Below are 18,376 nucleotides of genomic sequence, written 5' to 3'. Positions count from 1 at the left end.
CACCCTGACTACGCTGGCGGAATGCCCCGCACTCTGCTCGCCATCGGCGAGACCATGGCCATGGTCGCGCCGGTGGTCGCCGTGCCCGTCGCCGACGCCGGCGAGTTCCTGCTGGATGCCGGCGGCGCCGAGTCGAACGTCGCCGCCCATGTGGCCGCGCTCGGGCACCGGGCGGTGTGGTTCAGCCGGCTCGGCGCCGACGCGCTCGGCCGCCGCATCGCCCGCCAGCTCACGGCCCGCGGCGTGGACGTGTCACGCGTCGTCTACGACGAGACGCGGCGAACGGGCCTGTACGTGAAGGACCCCGGCAATGGCGTGCTCTACTACCGCGACGGCTCGGCCGCCTCGGCGCTGTGCGAGCTCGATGCGGAGTCGGTGTCGTTCGACGGCGTCGACCTGCTGCACGTGTCGGGCATCACCGCGGCCATCTCCTCCTCCGCGGCCTCCTTCCTGGCCCGGGTCATCGATCGGGCGCGCGCGCATGGTGTGCGCGTCTCGTTCGACGTCAACCACCGCGCTCCCCTGTGGGATGCCGCCACCGCCGCCCCCGCGCTGCTCGAACTCGCCCGCACCGCCGACATCGTGCTCGTCGGCCGCGACGAAGCCGAGACGCTGTGGGGCACGGTCGCCGCTGACGACGTGCGCGCGCTGCTGCCGGACGTCGACGAGCTTGTCGTGAAGGACGGCTCGATCGGCGCCACGGTGTACACGGGCGCCGACGACGTGTTCGAGCCCGCGCTCGTCGTCGAGGTCGTGGAGGCCGTCGGCGCAGGAGACGCCTTCGCCGGCGGGTATCTCGCCGGCCGCCTGTCGGGCGACTCGCTCGCCGACAGCCTGCGCGCCGGGCACGCCCGTGCCGCCCGCACCCTGCAGACCACGACGGACTCGATCGACGAGCCCTCCGCCACGGCCGCGACCGCGTGACCCACACACGACTCTTCGACAAGGACACCGCTCATGACTCCTGAAACGACCGAAGTGGATGCCGCCGCGCGCGGCGACTGGTTCGACACCGCCTTCGCGGGCGCACCGCTGATGGCGATCCTGCGGGGCATGGGCGTCGAGCGCTCGGTGCGCCTGTCCGAGACGGCGTGGGACCTGGGCATCGACTCGGTCGAGGTTCCGCTGCAGACCGATGAGGACGAACGCGCGCTGCGCGCCGTCGTCGCTGCGGCCCGGGAACGCGGCAAGATCGTCGGCGCCGGCACCATCATCACGCCCGCGCAGGTGGCGCTCGCCACCGACGCCGGCGCTGAGTACCTCGTGTCGCCGGGCCTGGATCCGGTCGTGGTGCGGGCGGCGCAGGCCGCCGGCATCCCGATCCTCCCCGGCGTCGCGACGCCCAGCGAGGTGCAGCTGGCCGTGGCGCTCGGCCTCACCTGGCTGAAGGCTTTCCCGGCGACGTGGCTCGGGAGCGGCTGGTTCAAGCACATCCGCGGCCCGTTCCCGCAGGTGCGGTTCGTCGCCACCGGTGGGCTCGACGCCTCGAACGTCGAGGAGTTCCTCGCCGCCGGCGTGCGCGTCGCGGCGGTCGGCTCGGCGCTCGAGGACGCGTCGCAGCTGGAGCGCCTGGCCGCCGTGCTGCAGGCCCGCACGGGCTCCGCGCAGTGACCCCGACGGTCGACGGCGACTCCCCTGTCGCGTTCGGCGACTCGACACAGCAGAGCGTGACCGGCGAACCACGATCCTTTGCGATCGGAGAGACCGACTTCCTGCTCGACGGAGAGCCGTTCCGCGTGCTGTCGGGCGCCCTGCACTACTTCCGCGTGCACCCGGGCCAGTGGGCGGACCGCATCCGCAAGGCTCGGCTCATGGGGCTGAACACCATCGAGACATATGTCGCGTGGAACGCCCACGAACCGGTGCGCGGCGAGTGGGACGCGACCGGGTGGAACGACCTGGGCGGGTTCCTGGACCTGGTCGCGGCCGAGGGGATGCACGCGATCGTGCGGCCGGGACCCTACATATGCGCGGAATGGCATAATGGCGGGCTGCCAGTGTGGCTGACCGGGATGCCGGGCATCGGGCTGCGCCGGTCGGAGCCGTCGTACCTCGCCGAGGTGACGGCGTACTTGCAGCGCGTGTACGACATCGTCGCGCCGCGGCAGATCGATCGGGGCGGACCTGTCGTCCTGGTGCAGATCGAGAACGAGTACGGCGCCTACGGCTCCGACACCGCCTACCTCGAGCACCTCGTGCGTGTGACGAGGGATGCCGGCATCACGGTGCCGCTCACCACGATCGACCAGCCGACCGATCAGATGCTCAGCGACGGCAGCGTCGACGGGGTGCACCTCACGGGCTCGTTCGGGTCGCGCGCTCCGGAACGCCTCGCCACCCTGCGCCGCCACCAGCCGACCGGTCCTCTCATGTGCGCCGAGTTCTGGGACGGCTGGTTCGACTGGTGGGGCGCCACGCACCACACCACTTCGGCCGCCGACTCCGCCGCCGAGCTCGATGCGCTGCTGTCGGCCGGCGCGTCGGTGAACTTCTACATGTTCCACGGCGGCACGAACTTCGGTCTGACCAACGGTGCGAACCACAAGGGCCGCTACCTGCCGATCGTCACGTCGTACGACTACGACGCCCCGCTGGACGAAGCCGGACGCCCGACGGAGAAGTTCTTCGCCTTCCGCGACGTGATCGCCCGGTATGCGCCGGTGCCCGACGAGGTCCCCGTGGTCGGTCACGCGGCACCCGTGTTCGAGGTGCCGGTGCTGCCGGTGGACGCGGCGCTAGAGGCATCCACGGTCCGCCACGACACGCCGCCGACTTTCGAGGAGCTCGGGCACCTGAGCGCGCTGGTCGCCTACGAGACCGACCTGCCGGCCGGGGGAGTGCTGCGCTTCGGCGAGGTGCGCGACCACGCGTGGGTGTCGCTGAACGGCGCGCCGGTCGGTACGCTGTCGCGCACCCGCGGCGAGGATGCCCTCGTCGTACCGGGCGCCGGACGCCTCCGCGTGCTGGTCGAGGAGCAGGGCCGGGTGAACTACGACGTACGCCTCGGCGAGGCGAAAGGCCTGGTCGGTGGCGTTTTCCTGGACGGCGCGCCGGTCACCGACTGGACGGCGGCGCCGATCGATGTGGCGCGGCTCGGGGAGTCGGGCACGGTCGCTGCGGACGGTCGGGCGCCGGTCGGTCCGTTCGTGCGTCGCGGTTCGTTCGCGCTCGACGCACCCGCCGACCTGTTCCTCGGCACTGCCGGCTGGGGCAAGGGCTACGCCCTGGTCAACGGCTTCCTGCTCGGCAGGTACTGGTCGAACGGCCCGCAGCGCACCCTCTACGTGCCTGCGGCAGCGCTGCGCGCGGGGGAGAACACCGTCGTGATGGTCGAGCTCGACCGCGTGGCCGAGCTCGTGGTGCGCTTCGTCGCCCAGCCCGACCTCGGACCGCGCGAGGAGTAAAGCCGGCCAGGACTGCAAGCGCTTACACTTCGGGGCGGAAACCTGGTTTACTGACCGGATGCATCCCGCCTCCGGCTCTTCCTCCCCCGCTCCGAGGATCGCCGTGTGCGGCCCGGCCTCATGGAACCACGTGATCACCCTCGATCGGCTGCCCGAGCCGGTGCCCCACATGCAGTTCGCGCTCGGCGACCACCACACCCTCGGCGGGACGTCCGCGGGCAAGGTGCTGCACCTCGCCGATCGGGGTGCCGACGTGGTGCTGCACGCACTGATCGGACACGACGACGACGGGCTACGAGTGGCCGCCGCGCTGCGCGCGGCGAATGTGCCCGTAGAGGCATATCACTCCGAACGGACCGAGCGTCACGCGAATCTCATGACGCCGACGGGGGATCGGGTGAGCCTCTATCTCGCCACGCCGTCGTCGCCGACGGCCGCGGATCTCGAGCGCATCGAGGCCGCGCTGGGTGAGGCCGAGGTCGCCGTCGTCGACCTGAGCGAGCTCGGTGCGGCCCTGGTCGAGCGGCGGCGGGAGGGCGCCGCCGGAACTCCGATCTGGACCGACCTGCACGACTACGACGGTGCGTCGGCGTTCCACGAGCCCTTCCTGCGCGCGGCCGACGTCGTCTTCATGAACGACGACGGCACGGACGACCCGTGGGGGCTGATGCAGCGCTGCCTCGACCGCGGCCCGCGCCTCGCCGTCTGCACGCGGGGCGCGGAGGGCGCGATCGCTCTGTCTGCGAAGGGGGAGCGGGCCGCGGTGCCCGCCGTTCCCGTCGAGGTCGTCGACACGAACGGCGCCGGCGACGCGTTCTTCGCCGGCTTCCTGGCAGCGTCGCTCGGCGGCGCAGGCCTGGAAGAATGCCTCGCCGCCGGTGCGCGCCAGGCGACGGTCGCACTCGCGTCCGAGCACCTGCACCCGGCGGTGGCCGCGGCGCCGGCGCACGGTCGTTGACCGTATGCGCCCGGGCTCGCCCGCGCGGCCGGGGCGTTTCGTCTCGCTCCTTCGTCGCTCGCTCAACGGCCGGGAGCCCGGGCGGCGTCAGGTGCCGGTGTTCAGGCGCAGGATCGCATCCTTCTCGGCGTCCGTGAGGTCCGATTCGGCGAGCACCTCCTGCAGCACAGGGGACTTGCCCGCGAGGTATGCGCCGATCTCGAGGTCGGGGTCCTCCGCGAGCGTCGTCTTCACCGCACCGTAGCGGTCGCGGAGGTCGGGCCTGCGACGCAGGATGTCGCGCACGGCGAGGTGGTTGCGCACGTGCAGCGTGCCCTCCACGCACACGTACACATTGCGTCGGGGCTCGTCCGGCTCTGCCATCGACTCGCGGTCGGTGACGCCGAGGTCGCCCCGATGCGTGTAGCCCGCCGCGACGAGTGCCGCGATCGCAGGGGCGACGTTCTCACGCCGGACGATGACGTCGACGTCGATGATGGGCTTCGCGGCCAGCCCCGGCACAGACGTGGACCCGACGTGCTCGATCGCCACCACGGGAACGTCGGCCAGCGCGTCCGCGAGGTCGGCGGCGATGCGGGAGAAGAGCGCGGGCCATTCGGGGGAGGAGGGGACGACGGTGACGGCCACGCCTCCAGCATTCCAGTTAGCCTGGGCGGGATGGATCTCGACGAGCTGACCGGCGCCATCCAAGACGCGGCGGTGGCGGCATCCCGTCCCGTGGTCATCGGGGTGTCAGGCTTTGCGGGGTCGGGCAAGTCCACGCTCGCCCGCGCACTCGTGGCGCGGTTGGACGACGCCGTGCGGATGCGCGGCGACGACTTCCTGGACCCGGCCAGGTCGCATCGACGTTCGACGGACTGGGATGGCGTCGAGCGCGAGCGACTGGTCGCCGAGGTGCTCGAGCCTTTCCGTGCCGGGACGCCGGGACTGTTCCGCCGCTACGACTGGACGGCGCGCGCCCTCGGCGCCCCGGAGCCCGTTCCTGCCGGCCGGATCATGGTGGTCGACCTCATCGGCCTGTTCCATCCCGCGGCTCTGCCCGCGCTCGACCTCACCGTCTGGTGCGACGTGGACCTCGCGTCCGCGCAGCGGCAGGGGATGGCTCGGGATGCCGCGCTCGGCCGCCACCACACGTCGCTGTGGAACGAGGTCTGGGTGCCGAACGAGCGGGACTTCGCTGCTCGCTTCTCGCCGCGCGAGCGGGCCGACTTGCGGTACGCGGGGCTCGCGCGCGCGACGCCGCCCGAGCCCCGCTGACTCCGGGGCCTGTCAGGCGGCGATCCCGGGCACCTCGTCGAGAGAGCGGTAGACCGGGATGCCGCGTGCCTGCGCGATGGCGACGTCCTGGTCGGCGCCACGGGACTCGCCGGGCAGACGCAGGACGGCATCGCAGTGCTGCAGCAGGCGTTCGGCGGTGGGGTACATCACCTCGGCTGCGAGCGGATCGCCCGGTCCGTCCGCGCTGGCGCTCGCCAGCACCGGCAGCGCCACCCACTCGCCGATCATCGGCACGTGTCCGGCGCGGAAGATCGGCCAGGCGGCCTCTTCGAGACGCGTGAGGTTGCGGGCCATCAGTTCGGGATCGCCCCCGGTGCCCGATGCGTAAGGGCCGGCGATGAGAATCAGCATAGGGTGGGTCATAACAGGCAGAATAGTGCACAAACGTGCACAAACAAGAAAGCGAGGGATGCCGCATGCTGGCCGCCGCACGCAAGGACCTCATCCTGGAACGGCTCCGGCGCGATGGACGCGTCGTGGCCAAGGAGCTCGCGGGCGAGCTCGGCCTGTCCGAAGACAGCATCCGGCGGGACCTGCGCGAACTCGACGCGCAGGGACTGGCCGTCCGCGTCTACGGGGGAGCCCTGCCGGCGTCACCCGCGGTCGCCGACTACGCCACGCGCACCGGCGTCGCGCCCGACAGCAAGAGGCGTGTGGCCGCGGCGGCTGTCGCGCTGATCGCGCCCGGTGCCACGGTGATCCTCGACGGGGGCACGACCACGCTGGCGATGGTCGACGCGCTGCCCAGGTCGTTCCCGTGCACGATCATCACCCACAGCCCCACGGTCGCGTCCGCGCTGCTCGAGCACGCGGCCGAGGTCTTCCTCATCGGCGGGCAGTTGTTCAAGCACTCAGCGGTGGCCAGCGGCGCCGCCGCCGTCGAGACCGCGAACACCATCAGCGCCGACGCCTTCTTCCTCGGCGTCACCGGAGTGCATCCCACCGCGGGTCTGACAACCGGCCACCCCGACGAGGCGGCGATGAAGCGCACCCTCGCCTCGCGCGCCGCCGACACGTATGTCCTGGCCAGCTCCGACAAGATCGGCGCCGCCTCCCGCTTCGGCGTGCTCCCCTTCGACGCCACCGCCGGCATCGTCACCGACACGCCCGCCGATGCGCCGATCGCGCGCGAGCTCATCACCGCGGGCGCCGTGCTCATACCGGCAGCCGGAACCGCGGCGTGACGGCATCCACTCTTCGTCCGGGCCGGGCCCGAGGCCATACTCGTCTCATGCGCCGCCGACGGCTGATCCCCGCATTCGTCATCGGCGTGCTCGCCACCGCCGCGCTCACGGGTTGCATCGGTCCGATCGGCGAATCGCACACCTGCGTCGACTGGGTGTGGTTCGACAGTCCCGGCGATGCGGCGGAGGAGGCGGATGCCGTCGTCGCGGGCCACATCGTCGGTCAGAACGGCACCACGCAGCTGTACGGCGAGCAGGCGCCGATCTGGACGGTCGATGTCGACGAGTGGATCACGGGGGACGGCGACGACGAGCTCGAGGTCGTCTCTACGCCGGCGACGTGCGAGGCGACGACGCCCGCCGACCCGGTCGGGGCGCTTGAGGACGACGCCCGGGTGATCGTGTTCCTGCACGACGATCCCGACGTGGGCTGGCGCACCATCACGCCGTTCCATGGCATCACGCCGGCGGGGCCGGACGGTGGCATCCCCGAGCTCTGGCCTTCGGATCAGACCGGGGAGTGACGGCCCTACGGCAGCGTGAGCGCTGCCTCGGGCCGGTGCACACCGCGGGGGCGATAGCCGAGCGCATCGGCGACGCCGGCGAGGTCGGCGAGGTACCAGAGGATCGCGAGCCACATCTCGGTGCCCTGCAGCCCGGGCTCGGTCTCGGCGAGCCCGCGCGCGGCGGGTGAGGGCTCGCGGAACGAGAACCCGGCGCCCGGCACCCAGGTCTGCAGCGCGTCCGAGAGCAGCCTGGCGGCCAGTGCGCGCACCTCGTCGCCGCGATATCCGGTGCCGCGCGTGAGCCACAGCGGGTGGGCGACGTCGAGGACGTTGCAGGCGTTCCGCGCGCCGGGTGCGAACCACCGCGGCGACCGCGCGTGACGCAGCACGGTGTCGATGACGCGCTCAGGACGGGGGAGCGGCACGCCGAACTGCGCGAATGTGCCGCGCGACGCGCGGTAGAAGCCGTTGACGACCGGAAGCAGATCGCCGTCGGCGGCGGGCGAGCCCCACATCCCGGTGTGCGGATCGGTGTGCAGCAGCAGCCAGCCGAACAGCGCCTCCTCCACACCAGGCGCGATCGCGTGCCCCGCGCGCTTCGTCCACAGGATCGCCGTGCCGAAGCCGTCGATGTGGTGCCCGGCGCCCCACGCGTCGGTGGCCCACGGCAGACTCTCGCAGAACGCGACGACCCGGTCGGGCGTCGCCGCCGTCACCCACGTGAGAGGAGCCGCGAACGAAGACCCCAGCAGATCCAGCGCGTACCCGACGCTCAGCACGTGGTACGCCACATCGGGGTGCGAGAAGCCGAGGCCCGCCTGCGGATGCCCGTCCGCACCGAGGGGCGCGACACCGCCCGTCGCGGCATCCTGCCACTCCTGAAGCCTGCGGATCTGAGCGGCCGCGGTCGCCTGCGCCGGCGCGCTGTCGCGGAGCAGATCCGAGATCTCGATCGCGTCGCCCTGCGCGCGCACCGTCGGCGCCACGCCGGGCTTGTCGGCGAAGAGACCGAGGTCCTCGCGCCATGCGCGCTGGAGAACAGCGGATGCCTCGGCCTTCGCCTGCGCGGCGAACGAGGCGACGCGCTCGGCGAGGCCGTCGGCGTGGTGCGCGGTCGCGGGGTCAGGAGTCATCAGTGTCGGCGCGGTGGCAGGCAGGAACCTGCGCGCCGCGGGTTCGACGTCGGGTTCGGGTTCGGCGTCCGGTTCGGGTTCGGCGTCGAGTTCCGGTTCGGCTCGCGGTTCCGGCTCGGCCTCGGGTTCCGGTCCGGCCTCGGTCGCGTGCGCTTCTGCCGCAGTGCCCGGATCCGACAGGGCGTGGCCGGGGTGACCGCCGGCGAGGGCCGGCAGCAGGCCGAGGGCGGGGGCATCCACCTCTTCCTCGACGGGTGGGGTGTCGTCTGTCGCCCGGGCTGCCGCACCTGCCGCGGCGTCGGGTGCGATGCCGGTGTCGTCCGGCTCGACGCGCCAGCGGATGAAGCGCGCCGGATTGCCTCCGACGACGGCGCCCTCGGGAACGTCCTTGGTGACGACGGCGCTGGCCGCGAGCACGGCGTGCGATCCGACGCGCACGCCGTCGAGGATCACCACGTGCGAACCGATCCAGACATCGTCGCCGATGACGATGCCCTTCGATGTGAGGGGCTGGCGGAACACGGGCGTGCCCGACTCCATCGAGTGGTTGAAGCCGAGGATCGACGTGTGCGCGCCGATGCGCACGCCCTCGCCCATGCTCACGCGCCCCCGGATCACGGTGTACGGGTTGACGCTGCAGTCCGCCCCGGTGACGAGATCGCCCGTGAGGTACGCACCCGCAGCGACGTAGGTGCGGTCGCCGAGCCGCAGCGAGTCGTTGTCGATCGACGCGAGGCCCGAGATGTAGCACTCGTCGCCGAGCTCATGATCGGGGTGCCCGTCGACGAGTGCGCGCTGCAGTGCGAGCTGAGCCTCGCGGTCGTCGACGGAGGCTTCGCGCCAGAAGTCCCAGGGCGAGTATTCGTGGGCGGCGATGGCGGGCATATATCCCAGTATGGTTCGACCACGCCGCACCCACGGGGCCGAATCCCCGGCGCAGACCGGATCGGCGCCGTGTCGTCACCCCGGGACCCGCGCCGGCCGCTAGGTTCGTGGCGTGCCTTCGTCCCCCCGGTTCGAGTCCTTGTTCGGCGACTGGACAGGAGAGGAGGAGCTCTTCCCGACGGCCTGGACGGCAGCCGGGACGGCGCAGGCCTCGATCTCGGTGAGACCAGGGCCCGACGGCATCCACTTCGACTATGTCGAGACCCGCGAGGGCGGGCGACTCGACGCGCACGCCGTCGTAGCCGGCGGGGGCTTCTGGTGGTTCGACTCGTACGGCTTCACCCCGCAGACGCCGGGCACTGCCGCTTGGGACGGCGACACTCTCGTGCTCGATCGGCGATCGGACCGCGGACGCACCGTCATGCGGCTGCGCGTCGACGATGCGCGCCTGATCGTCGAGCTCGACACGGCCGCCCCCGCCGATGCCGACCTGTCGCCGCTGGTGCGCGGCGTGTACGACGCACAGCCGGCCGCCGAATGAGGAAACCCCCTCGTTCGAGGGGGTTCCGCTGGAGGGGCTGACGGGAATCGAACCCGCGCTGTCTGCTTGGGAAGCAGAAGTTCTGCCATTGAACTACAGCCCCGAGACGCCGGAGGATCCTGCGCCGCGCTCCATCATACGTGTCGAACGCGATGTTGCCGCGACTGACGCCGTGCTGACGCGCGGGCGGGCCTGTCGCGTCCGCCTCACAGGGCCCTATCAGCCCCGACCCCGTACCGCTCGAACACGTCGAGCAGCCTCGGGAGCCCTTCGCTGTGAGTCCAGCACTCCGCATTCAGGCCAGCGCGCCGTGCGCCGTCCACGTTCGCCGGCTGGTCGTCGAGAAAGAGCAGCCGCTCGGGCGCGATGCCCAGATCCGTCGCGATGTGCACGAAGAACGCAGGGTCCGGCTTGGCCACGCCGACATCGCACGAGTAGTACGCGCCGTCGAGGAGGTCGTCGTACGGTGCCTTGTCTCGCATGCAGGCGGCGCGGTAGGCATCCTGATTCGTGGCGAGATAGCACCGCGTTCCCGCCGCCCTGACCTGCGCGACGGTGGCCAGCGAGGGGGCCAGCACGTCGAAGGTCCACCAGACGGAGAGGACGTCGTCGATGCGGTCGCCCAGGCCGACGGCGTCGGCCGCCCGCCGGATGGAGGCCTCATCGATCGGGGCGCCCCTCAGCGCGCCCGGGAACTGCGCGACCACCGTCGTGGCCAGTCCCCACACCTCCGGGGGAGTGTGCTGGAGAACGCCGTCGGCATCCCACAGCACGGCGTCCACCGACGGACCGGACATGACTGACCTCCTGGTGGGCTGGTAAGTGGCGCATGCCGAGGCGTCCGCTTCTGCTGCGGAAGCGACCTCCTCAGGATGGTGGGCGAGTCGTCCCCCGCGCAACAACGGCCCGCTCGCCGGGAGACGCCCGCGCGGCGCGCCCCGATAGGCTGGCCCCGTGCTGCTGAGTGACCGCGACATCCGGCTCGAGATCGACGCGGGACGGATCGGGCTCGACCCGTGGGATCCCGCCATGGTGCAGCCGTCGAGCGTGGATGTGCGCCTCGACCGCTACTTCCGGCTGTTCGACAACCACAAGTACCCGTTCATCGACCCGGCCGAGGACCAGCCCGAGCTGACGCGGCTCATCGAGGTCGACCCTGACGAGCCGTTCATCCTGCACCCCGGTGAGTTCGCGCTGGGCTCGACGTTCGAGCAGATCACGCTGCCCGACGACGTCGCCGCGCGTCTGGAGGGCAAGTCGTCGCTCGGGCGGCTCGGTCTGCTCACGCACTCCACTGCCGGCTTCATCGATCCGGGGTTCACCGGGCACGTCACGCTCGAGCTGTCGAACGTCGCGACGCTGCCGATCAAGCTGTGGCCCGGCATGAAGATCGGCCAGGTCTGCTACTTCCGGCTCACCTCGCCCGCCGAGAACCCGTACGGCTCTGGCCCCTACGGCAACAGGTATCAGGGTCAGCGCGGCCCGACGGCATCCCGTTCGTTCCAGAACTTCCACCGCACCGACGTGGGGATCCTGGATGCCGGCAGCCGCGGCGCCTGAAAGTCATCGCCGCACGGACTGACGTCAGGACCCGTCGGCGGCGGCGTTCCGGCGACCTGCGGGTGAGCCCGCGTACGCGTCGATAAGCTCGCGGATCGCGTCGACGATCGTCGGGATCGGGATGCCGGCGGCCAGCATCGCGAGCAGCTGTCGGAGGTTCAGGATGCGGGCATGCGTGCGCCACTCGGGGTCCAGCGGGCGGAGCTCGCCGTACGCGGCGAAGAAGGAGTCCGGCACACCGCCCGAGCAGAGCATGTGGGCGAGGTCCACTTCGGCCCACATGTAGCTGACGGCGGGGTCGATGAACGCCGGTCCGCCGGCATGATCCGCGATGACGTTGTTGCGCCAGAGGTCCCCGTGGGTGAGGCGGGCACCCGTGTCGGGCACCAGGTCGGGCAGGCGGCTGCAGAGCCGCTCGATGCCGGCTCGGTCGCGTGCGGTGAGAGCGTCGTCCACGCGCGGTTCGTCGAGGTAGCGGAGGACGCGCTTCTCGGCGAAGAAGCGGTGCCCGTCGCGGTCCCACCCGTTGCGCTGCGGGAGCAGGCCCAGCCACCCGTCGTGATCCCACCCGAAGCGGTCGTGGGCGGTGGTGCTGTGCATCCGTGCGACGAGGCGGCCGGCGGCCGCCCAGAATCCGTCGTGGTCGGGATGGTCGGAAGCGAGCGCCTCCAGTGCGATCGAGCGCGATCCGACGGCCAGCACGCGAGGAGTGGGAAGGCCGCCGATCCGCGAGAGCGTGTCCAGGCCGGCCGCTTCGGCGGCGAACATGTCGGAGCGGTCCTCGTCCGAGGCTTTGATGACGACATCCTCTCCGCCCTCCAGTGTGCACAGCCACACCGGGTTGGCGAACCCGCCCGTCAGCCGGCGGACGGACGCTGCGCTGCGACCGGGAGGAAGAAGATCGTCGGACCATTCGGACATGGAGCCTCCTTTTGTTGTCCGATCCTACAAACTTCCGAGGGTGGAACCACCTGGGGGAGAGCGGTTCCCGTCGCGACGCCGGGACGACTCCTCGCGCTCGCATAGCGTTCACATAGCCCCTCCACAGTCGACCCTGGGCGCGCCTCCCCACTCGCTCGTGCGCCCTCCTATCGAAGACGAGGAAGGACGCCTCCCCATGCGGCCGATCGGTCAGAGCCCCCGCGAACAGAGAACCGAGCACACGAGAGGGGGAGGGAGGGCGCTCGCCGTCGCGGCGGCCGTGGCCGGCGCGCTCGTGCTGTCGACCGTCGCCGCCCCCGCCGCCTCCGCTGCGCCGCCCGACCGGCCGGCACCCACGCCGCCGGCCGCCCCCACGCTCGCCCCCGACGACGGGGTCTACCTGCAGGGCGCCGTGACGGTGGCATCCGACGCGACGACGGCCGGCGACGCGGTGTCGAGCCTCACGATCGACGGCGTGCCGATCGGCGCGGCGCCGACACCGGGGATCTCGCACCTGAGCTTCGAGGTCGGCAGCAACTCTGCGGCGCTGAGCTTTCACAACGACCTCGTCGTGAACGGCCACCGCATCGACCAGGACCGCACGTGGGTGTCGGAGCGCGTCGACATCCCCGTGCCGAACGACTGGCTGGTGACCGGCGAGAACACGGTCGAGATCTTCGCCGGAACGGCCGACGCCGCGTGCGGCGTGAACTACGACGACTTCGTCGTCACCGACGTCGGCCTCGAGCTGCTGGGCGAGGTCGCCGACGGCGAAGAGAACCCGTTCACGTTCTCGTTCGGCGACGGAGACTGCGGCACCCAGGCCGGCGACATCGTGCACGCTGAGCTCACGTTCTTCGTGCTCGGCGACCCGCTCGCCTCGCCCGGCCTGTCTGCCGAGGTCGACACCACGACCTTCGCGAACGGCGCGCACGAGATCGTCGCGACGACCGCCGCGGGTGGTCGCGTGGCTCACGCGGTGACGGTCGACAACGCGCCCGTCGGCGCACCGGGCGTCGCTCCCGAAGACGGCACGCTGGCCCACGGCACCCAGACCGTGTCGGCGGCACGTCCCGCCGCCGCGGCCGGGGGTGTGGCATCCCTCACGATCGACGGCGCCGAGCCCGCCGCCGCCCAGAGCCTCGGCGCGGGCTCGTCGACCTTCAGCTTCGACGTCGGATCGAACTCGATCGAGAACCGCTACCAGAACCACCTGCTCGTGAACGGGCACAAGGTCGACATCCTCGGCGACTGGGTCAACCAGCGCGTCGAGGTGCCCGTGCCGAACCGCTACCTCGTCCCGGGCGACAACGTGGTCGAGATCGTCGCGGGCGACATCAGCTCGACGTGCGGCGCGAACCTCGACGACTTCACCCTGTCGAACCTCGGCCTCGCCGTCAGCACCGGCACCGCCGCGGGCACCGACATCGCGGCGAGCTACGCCATGGGCGACGGCAACTGCGGCTCGTCCACGACGGCGCTGCGTACCGCCCAGACGCACTGGGCCATCGAGGCCCCGGGCGTCGCGGTGCTGCCGACCCTCGGCTCGGGCGAGGCGACGCTGAGCTTCACCGTGGGCTCGAACTCCATCGACGCGACGTTCGCCAACCTGCTCTACGTCAACGGCGTGCGCTACACGCTCGGCGGCGACTTCGTCAGCGAGCGCGCGAACGTCATCATCCCCAACGAGTGGCTCCTGCCCGGCTGGAACACGGTCGAGTTCGTGACCGGCACCACCGCCACCGGCTGCAACCGCGACGACTTCACGATCTCGGACGTCACGCTCAGCCCCGCCTCGGGCACCGCGACCGCGCAGCGTGCGAAGTCGTCCTACGCGCTCGGCGACGGCACGTGCGGCTCCAACATAAACCTGTTCCGCGAGGTGGATCTGCACTTCCTCGTGACGGATGCCACGGCTCAGGGCCTGCGCGCCGACGTCGACACCACCGCGCTCGCCGACGGTGCGCACGCGGTGGCGGCGGCATCCACCACCGGCGAGGTCGCGACTCGCACCCTGCTCACCGACAACTCTGCGCCGGTCGTGGCGTTCAGCGTCCCGGCCGCGGGCGGGACGATCACGCAGGCGGTCGCACTGGACGTCGAGCTCGCCGACGCGACCGGCCTCGTCGGCACCCCCGAGCTCACGCTCGACGGCGAGCCGATCACGCTGGGTGCGGCGGTCGGCCCGGGCCTCGACGCGGGGCCGCACACCATCGCGGTGAAGGCGGCCGACGCCCTCGGCAACGCGGCGACGCGCGAGATCGCGTTCACCTCGGCGGGTATCCCCGAAGCTCCGGCCGAACTCGCCCCGGCGGGCGGCACGACGGGCGTCTCGGGCAGCGTGACGCTGCGGGCGAAGGTGTCGGAGCCCGACGGCGGCGACGTGACGGCGATGTTCCAGCAGGCCGAGATCCTGACGCCCAACCGGGGCTGGCAGGGCTCGGCGGCAGAGATGCCGACGACGCTCACGGTCGCCGGTGAGGGCAACGTGGGCAGCACGAAGGCGCTCGCGCCCGGAGACGGACGCACGCTCGACGCGCCCGCCAGCGCCGACGTCGCATTCCAGCGGTTCGACGTGCAGATCAAGGGCCGCGTCGCCGACCCCGTGCTGCGCTGGGAGGGCGTCATCGACCCGACCCGCGTCGTCTCGCTGCGCGCCTGGAACCTGCAGACCTCGGCCTGGGACGTGCTCGCGAGCTCGCGCGGCGCGCTCGATGGCGACACGCAGCTGAGTGCCATCGTCGACGCGCGGTACATCGACCGGCAGCAGGTGCACGTCATGATCACGGGCGAGGACCCCTTCGCCGACGAGATCGACGCGGGCGCCGAGGGCTTCGCAGACCCGGCCTCGTACGACTTCTCGATCGCCCATTTCACCGACACGCAGTACCTGTCGGAGGGCGCCACCGAGCAGGAGACAGCGGCCGAGCGCGCCATCTGGGAGAAGGCGTACGGCGACATCACGAGATGGATCGCGTCGAACGCCGACGACCGCAAGATCGAGTACGTCGCGCACACCGGCGACATCATCGAGAACAACATCCGCACACCCGCGGACGCGGCGATGCTGCGCGAGGTGACCGGTGAGTTCGAGATGTCGTCTCGTCAGCAGGAGATCCTGGATGCCGCCGGCGTGCCCAACCAGGTCATCGCGGGCAACCACGACAACCGCTCGGGCACCGAGGACGGCCCGGGAGCGCTGTACAACCAGTACTTCGGACCGGATCGGTACGCGGCGCTGGACGACCAGTGGGTCAATGCCCAGTACGGCGGCCCGTGGCGCGAGGGCGACAACCAGAACAACTACACGCTGTTCTCGGCCGGTGGGCTGGACTTCGTGTCGGTGGGTCTGTCGTACGGCGTGACGCGTGAAGAGGCGGCATGGGCCGACTCGATCTTCAAGCGGTACCCCGAGCGAAACGGCATCCTGCTGTCGCACGACTACCTCGCCGCGAGTCCGCAGCGCGACGGTCGTGCGGCGCCGTACGCCGCACCGGACGGGTCGATGCTGTTCAAGACCGTCGTCGAGGGCAACCCCAACGTGTTCCTGGTGCTCGCCGGCCACGTGCACGGCGTCGGCACGAACGTGAAGCCCGAGGTGGGTCAGGTGGCGCACGGCGTGGTCGAGCTGCTCGCGGACTACCAGAACTACACGGTCTCGGCGGCCGATCTCGGTCTGACCGACATCGGCGGCTACGCGCCGACCGACCAGCTGCGGTTCGGCGCGAGCTATCTGCGCCTGCTGCAGTTCGACGTGGACCGCAGCGAGATGATCGTCGACACGTACTCGCCGTTCCTCGGCGATTTCGGCGCGGGCGAGCACGACCCGGCGATGCGCTACGACCCGTCCGCCGACAACATGGTGCTGCCGGTCGACCTGACCTCGCGCACCACGTCGTTCCGGACGGACTCGCTGGCGCTGTACGACCCGGTCGCGGTCGTCGGCACGTCGACGGTCGACTCGGGCGCCGTGGCGTCGGTGTCGTGGTCGGGTCTGAAGCGGGGCACGGCGTACGCGTGGCTCGTGGTCGCCGAATCGGCCGGCGGCGGGCGGACCGCGTCGCTGCCGAACGTGTTCGTCACGAGCGGTGCGAAGAAGGATGCCGTCACGCCGGACCTCGCGCCGTACGCGACGCCGACCCCGGTCGTCCCGACGCCGAGCCCGACGCCCTCGGGCACCCCGTCGCCGTCGGGCACGCCGACGCCGTCCGGCGAGTGACCGCGCGCCGTTGACGCAGAAGCGCCGCCCCGACCTCACGAGGGTCGGGGCGGCGCTCCGCGTTCAGTCGTCGGTCGGCGCGGACGATGCCGGCATCGTGTTCGGCGTCGCCCCGCCGACGCCCGGCGCCTTCGCGTACACGTGGACCTGGGACCCGTCGAGCACGAACTGCAGCGCCGTCCCGAGCGGGAACGCGTCGCGCAGCTCAGGGGGAGCGGTCTCGCTGACGATCAGCGAGGCGGCGGCAGGAAAGTCGACGGTGCCGCAGCCCCACGCTCCGATGTTGCCGGACCCGTTGGGCGTCGACTGCACCGACAGGCACACCTGGTCCACTCCGCCGCCGAAGCCCTGGCTGAGCCCGACGACCGTCAGCCCGTGGAAGTCCTCGAACTGCTGAGCGCCCGGCGGCTTGTCGCCGAAGCTCTGCGTCGGCCATTCGCCGTCCCGGTCCACCCCGAGCGTCGCGATCTTGCCCGAGGTGATCGACTGCACCGACAGCGTCAGCCCGACGCCCAGCAGCACGGCGAGCACGAGCGATCCCGCCCACAGCACGCGCCGTCGCCGCCACCACGGCCGACTGCTCCCCTGCTCGCCGGGGCCTTCGACGGAAGAGAGGGTGGCGCCCTGCGGCGCCGGGGGCTCGTCCGGCACGTCCCCGGTCGCGGCGGGCTCCGCCTCGCGGGCACGGGGGTCGTCCCCGTCGTCCCGCGTCACGTCGGATGCGAGTGGGAGCGCGCCGGTGTCTTCGAAGACGGCGAAGGAGGACGGCTCGTCGTCGACGGGCGCCGCTGCTGCGCGCTGCTGCTCCTCGAGCTGCTGCAGGCGGGCCAGCGCGACGGGGTCGTCGTGGATATCGGCATCGGGGCCGTAGGCGCGCCGTCGGAGTGACTGCAGCTCGTCGTGCGGAGAGTCGGTCGGCGTTGACATCGACACCATCCTGCCTCACGCGGTCGGCAGCGGCGCCGGCGTGCGGACGATCCATGTTGCGGCGGGCGCCCCCAGTCACGCCCGCCGCTGCGGCGACACCGGGCCCCCACGGCCGATCACGCCAGTTACTGCAATCTGCAGTATAGAGTCGAATCGGCGTTCGCGCGCTACTGTTTCTTGTCCGCCCCACGGAATGAGGACACGCATTGCCCGACCGCGAGCTCTCGACGACGGGATACCTCAGCCTCGGCCTGCTGGCCGCCCATGACTGGTCCGCCTACCAGCTGGCCGAGCAGCTGGGTCGCGGGGTCGCGGAACTGTGGCCCTCGGCCGACCGCGGCCGGTACGCGGTGCTGAACCGCCTCGCCGAACTGCAGTACGTCGACACCCGGCAGGAGCACACCGGCAAGCGCGCCCGCACGATCTACTCGATCACGCCCGCGGGGCGCGAGGCGCTCGCGGCTTGGCTCACCACACCGCCGCGTCCGCCGAGCGTCGAGTTCGAGGGCATGGTGCGCGTGCTGCTCGCCGACCAGGGATCGCTCGACGATCTGCGCATGACCCTGCAGCGCACGCGCGAGAGCGCACTGGCCAACCGCGAGATGTTCGCCCGGTACGCCGCGTACATCAGCGCCACGGGCGGGACGTTCCCGGAGCGCCGGCACCTGTTCGCCCTCGCCAACACGTTCATGATCGGCCACTACGACCACATCCTGGCGTGGACGGACTGGGCCGAGCAGCAGATCGCCGGCTGGCCCGACACGGTCACCCCGGCATCCGCCAACGGCGAGCAGGTGCGAGACATGCTCGCGCCCGGGCGCGACGTGTGGGAGCAGGGGCACCCCGACGGCGCCTGAGCC

The 18,376-nt window shown here is 71.5% G+C and carries 17 protein-coding genes and 1 tRNA gene; 11 read left to right on the top strand and 7 right to left on the bottom strand.

Going from position 1 to position 18,376, the window contains the following annotated elements; genetic code table 11:
* The first annotated feature begins 21 nt into the window (after positions 1 to 21).
* The 4 genes from FB391_RS16450 (at position 22) to FB391_RS16435 (ending at position 4,362) form a co-directional block, all read left to right on the top strand.
* A complete protein-coding gene (locus FB391_RS16450) occupies positions 22 to 924 on the top strand; it encodes a sugar kinase (protein WP_141896178.1) in 903 nt (300 codons plus the stop codon).
* Positions 925 to 957: 33 nt separating this feature from the next.
* On the top strand, positions 958 to 1,611 hold the full coding sequence (locus tag FB391_RS16445; RefSeq protein ID WP_141896176.1) for a bifunctional 4-hydroxy-2-oxoglutarate aldolase/2-dehydro-3-deoxy-phosphogluconate aldolase: 654 nt from the start codon (positions 958 to 960) through the stop codon (positions 1,609 to 1,611).
* Positions 1,612 to 1,667: 56 nt separating this feature from the next.
* Complete coding sequence (locus FB391_RS16440) at positions 1,668 to 3,404, top strand: glycoside hydrolase family 35 protein (RefSeq protein WP_141896330.1); 1,737 nt, start codon at positions 1,668 to 1,670, stop codon at positions 3,402 to 3,404.
* A gap of 130 nt (positions 3,405 to 3,534) precedes the next feature.
* Positions 3,535 to 4,362, top strand: coding sequence for a carbohydrate kinase family protein (locus FB391_RS16435; RefSeq protein ID WP_342778209.1), 828 nt, complete (start codon positions 3,535 to 3,537; stop codon positions 4,360 to 4,362).
* Between the two features lie 87 nt (positions 4,363 to 4,449).
* Here the strand turns inward: FB391_RS16435 and FB391_RS16430 are convergent, their stop codons facing one another.
* Complete coding sequence (locus FB391_RS16430) at positions 4,450 to 4,989, bottom strand: GrpB family protein (RefSeq protein ID WP_185843141.1); 540 nt, start codon at positions 4,987 to 4,989, stop codon at positions 4,450 to 4,452.
* A gap of 30 nt (positions 4,990 to 5,019) precedes the next feature.
* Between FB391_RS16430 and FB391_RS16425 the strand changes: the two genes are divergently transcribed.
* Positions 5,020 to 5,619: a uridine kinase family protein gene (locus FB391_RS16425; protein ID WP_141896171.1), complete on the top strand. Its 600-nt coding sequence runs from the start codon at positions 5,020 to 5,022 to the stop codon at positions 5,617 to 5,619.
* Between the two features lie 12 nt (positions 5,620 to 5,631).
* Here FB391_RS16425 and FB391_RS16420 read toward each other — a convergent pair whose 3' ends face one another.
* Positions 5,632 to 5,991 (bottom strand): DUF4406 domain-containing protein, encoded by a 360-nt coding sequence (locus FB391_RS16420; RefSeq protein ID WP_185843140.1) that lies wholly within the window; start codon positions 5,989 to 5,991, stop codon positions 5,632 to 5,634.
* 65 nt (positions 5,992 to 6,056) lie between these two features.
* Between FB391_RS16420 and FB391_RS16415 the strand changes: the two genes are divergently transcribed.
* Together FB391_RS16415 and FB391_RS16410 are read left to right on the top strand one after the other, a co-directional pair.
* The gene (locus FB391_RS16415) at positions 6,057 to 6,824 is read left to right on the top strand and encodes a DeoR/GlpR family DNA-binding transcription regulator (protein WP_141896169.1); all 768 of its coding nucleotides are present in this window, start codon (positions 6,057 to 6,059) and stop codon (positions 6,822 to 6,824) included.
* A 47-nt stretch (positions 6,825 to 6,871) separates the two neighbouring features.
* On the top strand, positions 6,872 to 7,348 hold the full coding sequence (locus FB391_RS16410) for a hypothetical protein (protein ID WP_141896166.1): 477 nt from the start codon (positions 6,872 to 6,874) through the stop codon (positions 7,346 to 7,348).
* A 5-nt stretch (positions 7,349 to 7,353) separates the two neighbouring features.
* On the opposite strand, the gene FB391_RS19810 is transcribed toward FB391_RS16410, so the two are convergent.
* Positions 7,354 to 9,348, bottom strand: a complete 1,995-nt coding sequence (locus FB391_RS19810; protein WP_221886319.1) for an acyltransferase — start codon at positions 9,346 to 9,348, stop codon at positions 7,354 to 7,356.
* A gap of 112 nt (positions 9,349 to 9,460) precedes the next feature.
* Here FB391_RS19810 and FB391_RS16395 point away from each other — a divergent pair, with 112 nt between their 5' ends.
* Complete coding sequence (locus tag FB391_RS16395; RefSeq protein WP_141896164.1) at positions 9,461 to 9,889, top strand: hypothetical protein; 429 nt, start codon at positions 9,461 to 9,463, stop codon at positions 9,887 to 9,889.
* Positions 9,890 to 9,918: 29 nt separating this feature from the next.
* On the opposite strand, the gene FB391_RS16390 is transcribed toward FB391_RS16395, so the two are convergent.
* A tRNA-Gly gene (locus FB391_RS16390) sits at positions 9,919 to 9,992 on the bottom strand.
* 103 nt (positions 9,993 to 10,095) lie between these two features.
* Positions 10,096 to 10,686: an HAD-IA family hydrolase gene (locus FB391_RS16385; protein ID WP_185843139.1), complete on the bottom strand. Its 591-nt coding sequence runs from the start codon at positions 10,684 to 10,686 to the stop codon at positions 10,096 to 10,098.
* Positions 10,687 to 10,843: 157 nt separating this feature from the next.
* Here FB391_RS16385 and dcd point away from each other — a divergent pair, with 157 nt between their 5' ends.
* Positions 10,844 to 11,449: a dCTP deaminase gene (gene dcd, locus FB391_RS16380; protein WP_141896160.1), complete on the top strand. Its 606-nt coding sequence runs from the start codon at positions 10,844 to 10,846 to the stop codon at positions 11,447 to 11,449.
* 24 nt (positions 11,450 to 11,473) lie between these two features.
* On the opposite strand, the gene FB391_RS16375 is transcribed toward dcd, so the two are convergent.
* Positions 11,474 to 12,370: a fructosamine kinase family protein gene (locus FB391_RS16375; RefSeq protein WP_141896159.1), complete on the bottom strand. Its 897-nt coding sequence runs from the start codon at positions 12,368 to 12,370 to the stop codon at positions 11,474 to 11,476.
* 280 nt (positions 12,371 to 12,650) lie between these two features.
* Between FB391_RS16375 and FB391_RS16370 the strand changes: the two genes are divergently transcribed.
* Positions 12,651 to 16,589 carry a metallophosphoesterase gene (locus FB391_RS16370; RefSeq protein WP_141896158.1) on the top strand — a complete coding sequence of 1,313 codons (3,939 nt, stop codon included), beginning with the start codon at positions 12,651 to 12,653 and terminating at the stop codon, positions 16,587 to 16,589.
* A 63-nt stretch (positions 16,590 to 16,652) separates the two neighbouring features.
* Here the strand turns inward: FB391_RS16370 and FB391_RS16365 are convergent, their stop codons facing one another.
* On the bottom strand, positions 16,653 to 17,516 hold the full coding sequence (locus tag FB391_RS16365; protein ID WP_141896157.1) for a hypothetical protein: 864 nt from the start codon (positions 17,514 to 17,516) through the stop codon (positions 16,653 to 16,655).
* Between the two features lie 206 nt (positions 17,517 to 17,722).
* Between FB391_RS16365 and FB391_RS16360 the strand changes: the two genes are divergently transcribed.
* Positions 17,723 to 18,373: a PadR family transcriptional regulator gene (locus tag FB391_RS16360; RefSeq protein ID WP_141896156.1), complete on the top strand. Its 651-nt coding sequence runs from the start codon at positions 17,723 to 17,725 to the stop codon at positions 18,371 to 18,373.
* Positions 18,374 to 18,376: the final 3 nt, after the last annotated feature.

Source organism: Microbacterium kyungheense, from assembly GCF_006783905.1.
In the GTDB taxonomy this organism is placed as follows: Bacteria; Actinomycetota; Actinomycetes; order Actinomycetales; family Microbacteriaceae; genus Microbacterium; species Microbacterium kyungheense.
The sequence above is the reverse complement of the archived record's forward strand: the minus strand, read 5'-3'. Positions and strand labels throughout refer to the sequence as shown.

Excerpts from the sequence above, each read along its gene's own strand:
- FB391_RS16450 (WP_141896178.1), top strand. The coding sequence starts at position 22 with ATGCCCCGCACTCTGCTCGCCATCGGCGAGACCATGGCCATGGTCGCG.
- FB391_RS16445 (WP_141896176.1), top strand. The coding sequence starts at position 958 with ATGACTCCTGAAACGACCGAAGTGGATGCCGCCGCGCGCGGCGACTGG.
- FB391_RS16425 (WP_141896171.1), top strand. The coding sequence starts at position 5,020 with ATGGATCTCGACGAGCTGACCGGCGCCATCCAAGACGCGGCGGTGGCG.
- FB391_RS16420 (WP_185843140.1), bottom strand. The coding sequence starts at position 5,991 with ATGCTGATTCTCATCGCCGGCCCTTACGCATCGGGCACCGGGGGCGAT.
- FB391_RS16415 (WP_141896169.1), top strand. The coding sequence starts at position 6,057 with ATGCTGGCCGCCGCACGCAAGGACCTCATCCTGGAACGGCTCCGGCGC.
- FB391_RS16410 (WP_141896166.1), top strand. The coding sequence starts at position 6,872 with ATGCGCCGCCGACGGCTGATCCCCGCATTCGTCATCGGCGTGCTCGCC.
- FB391_RS19810 (WP_221886319.1), bottom strand. The coding sequence starts at position 9,348 with ATGCCCGCCATCGCCGCCCACGAATACTCGCCCTGGGACTTCTGGCGC.
- FB391_RS16385 (WP_185843139.1), bottom strand. The coding sequence starts at position 10,686 with ATGTCCGGTCCGTCGGTGGACGCCGTGCTGTGGGATGCCGACGGCGTT.
- FB391_RS16375 (WP_141896159.1), bottom strand. The coding sequence starts at position 12,370 with ATGTCCGAATGGTCCGACGATCTTCTTCCTCCCGGTCGCAGCGCAGCG.
- FB391_RS16365 (WP_141896157.1), bottom strand. The coding sequence starts at position 17,516 with ATGTCAACGCCGACCGACTCTCCGCACGACGAGCTGCAGTCACTCCGA.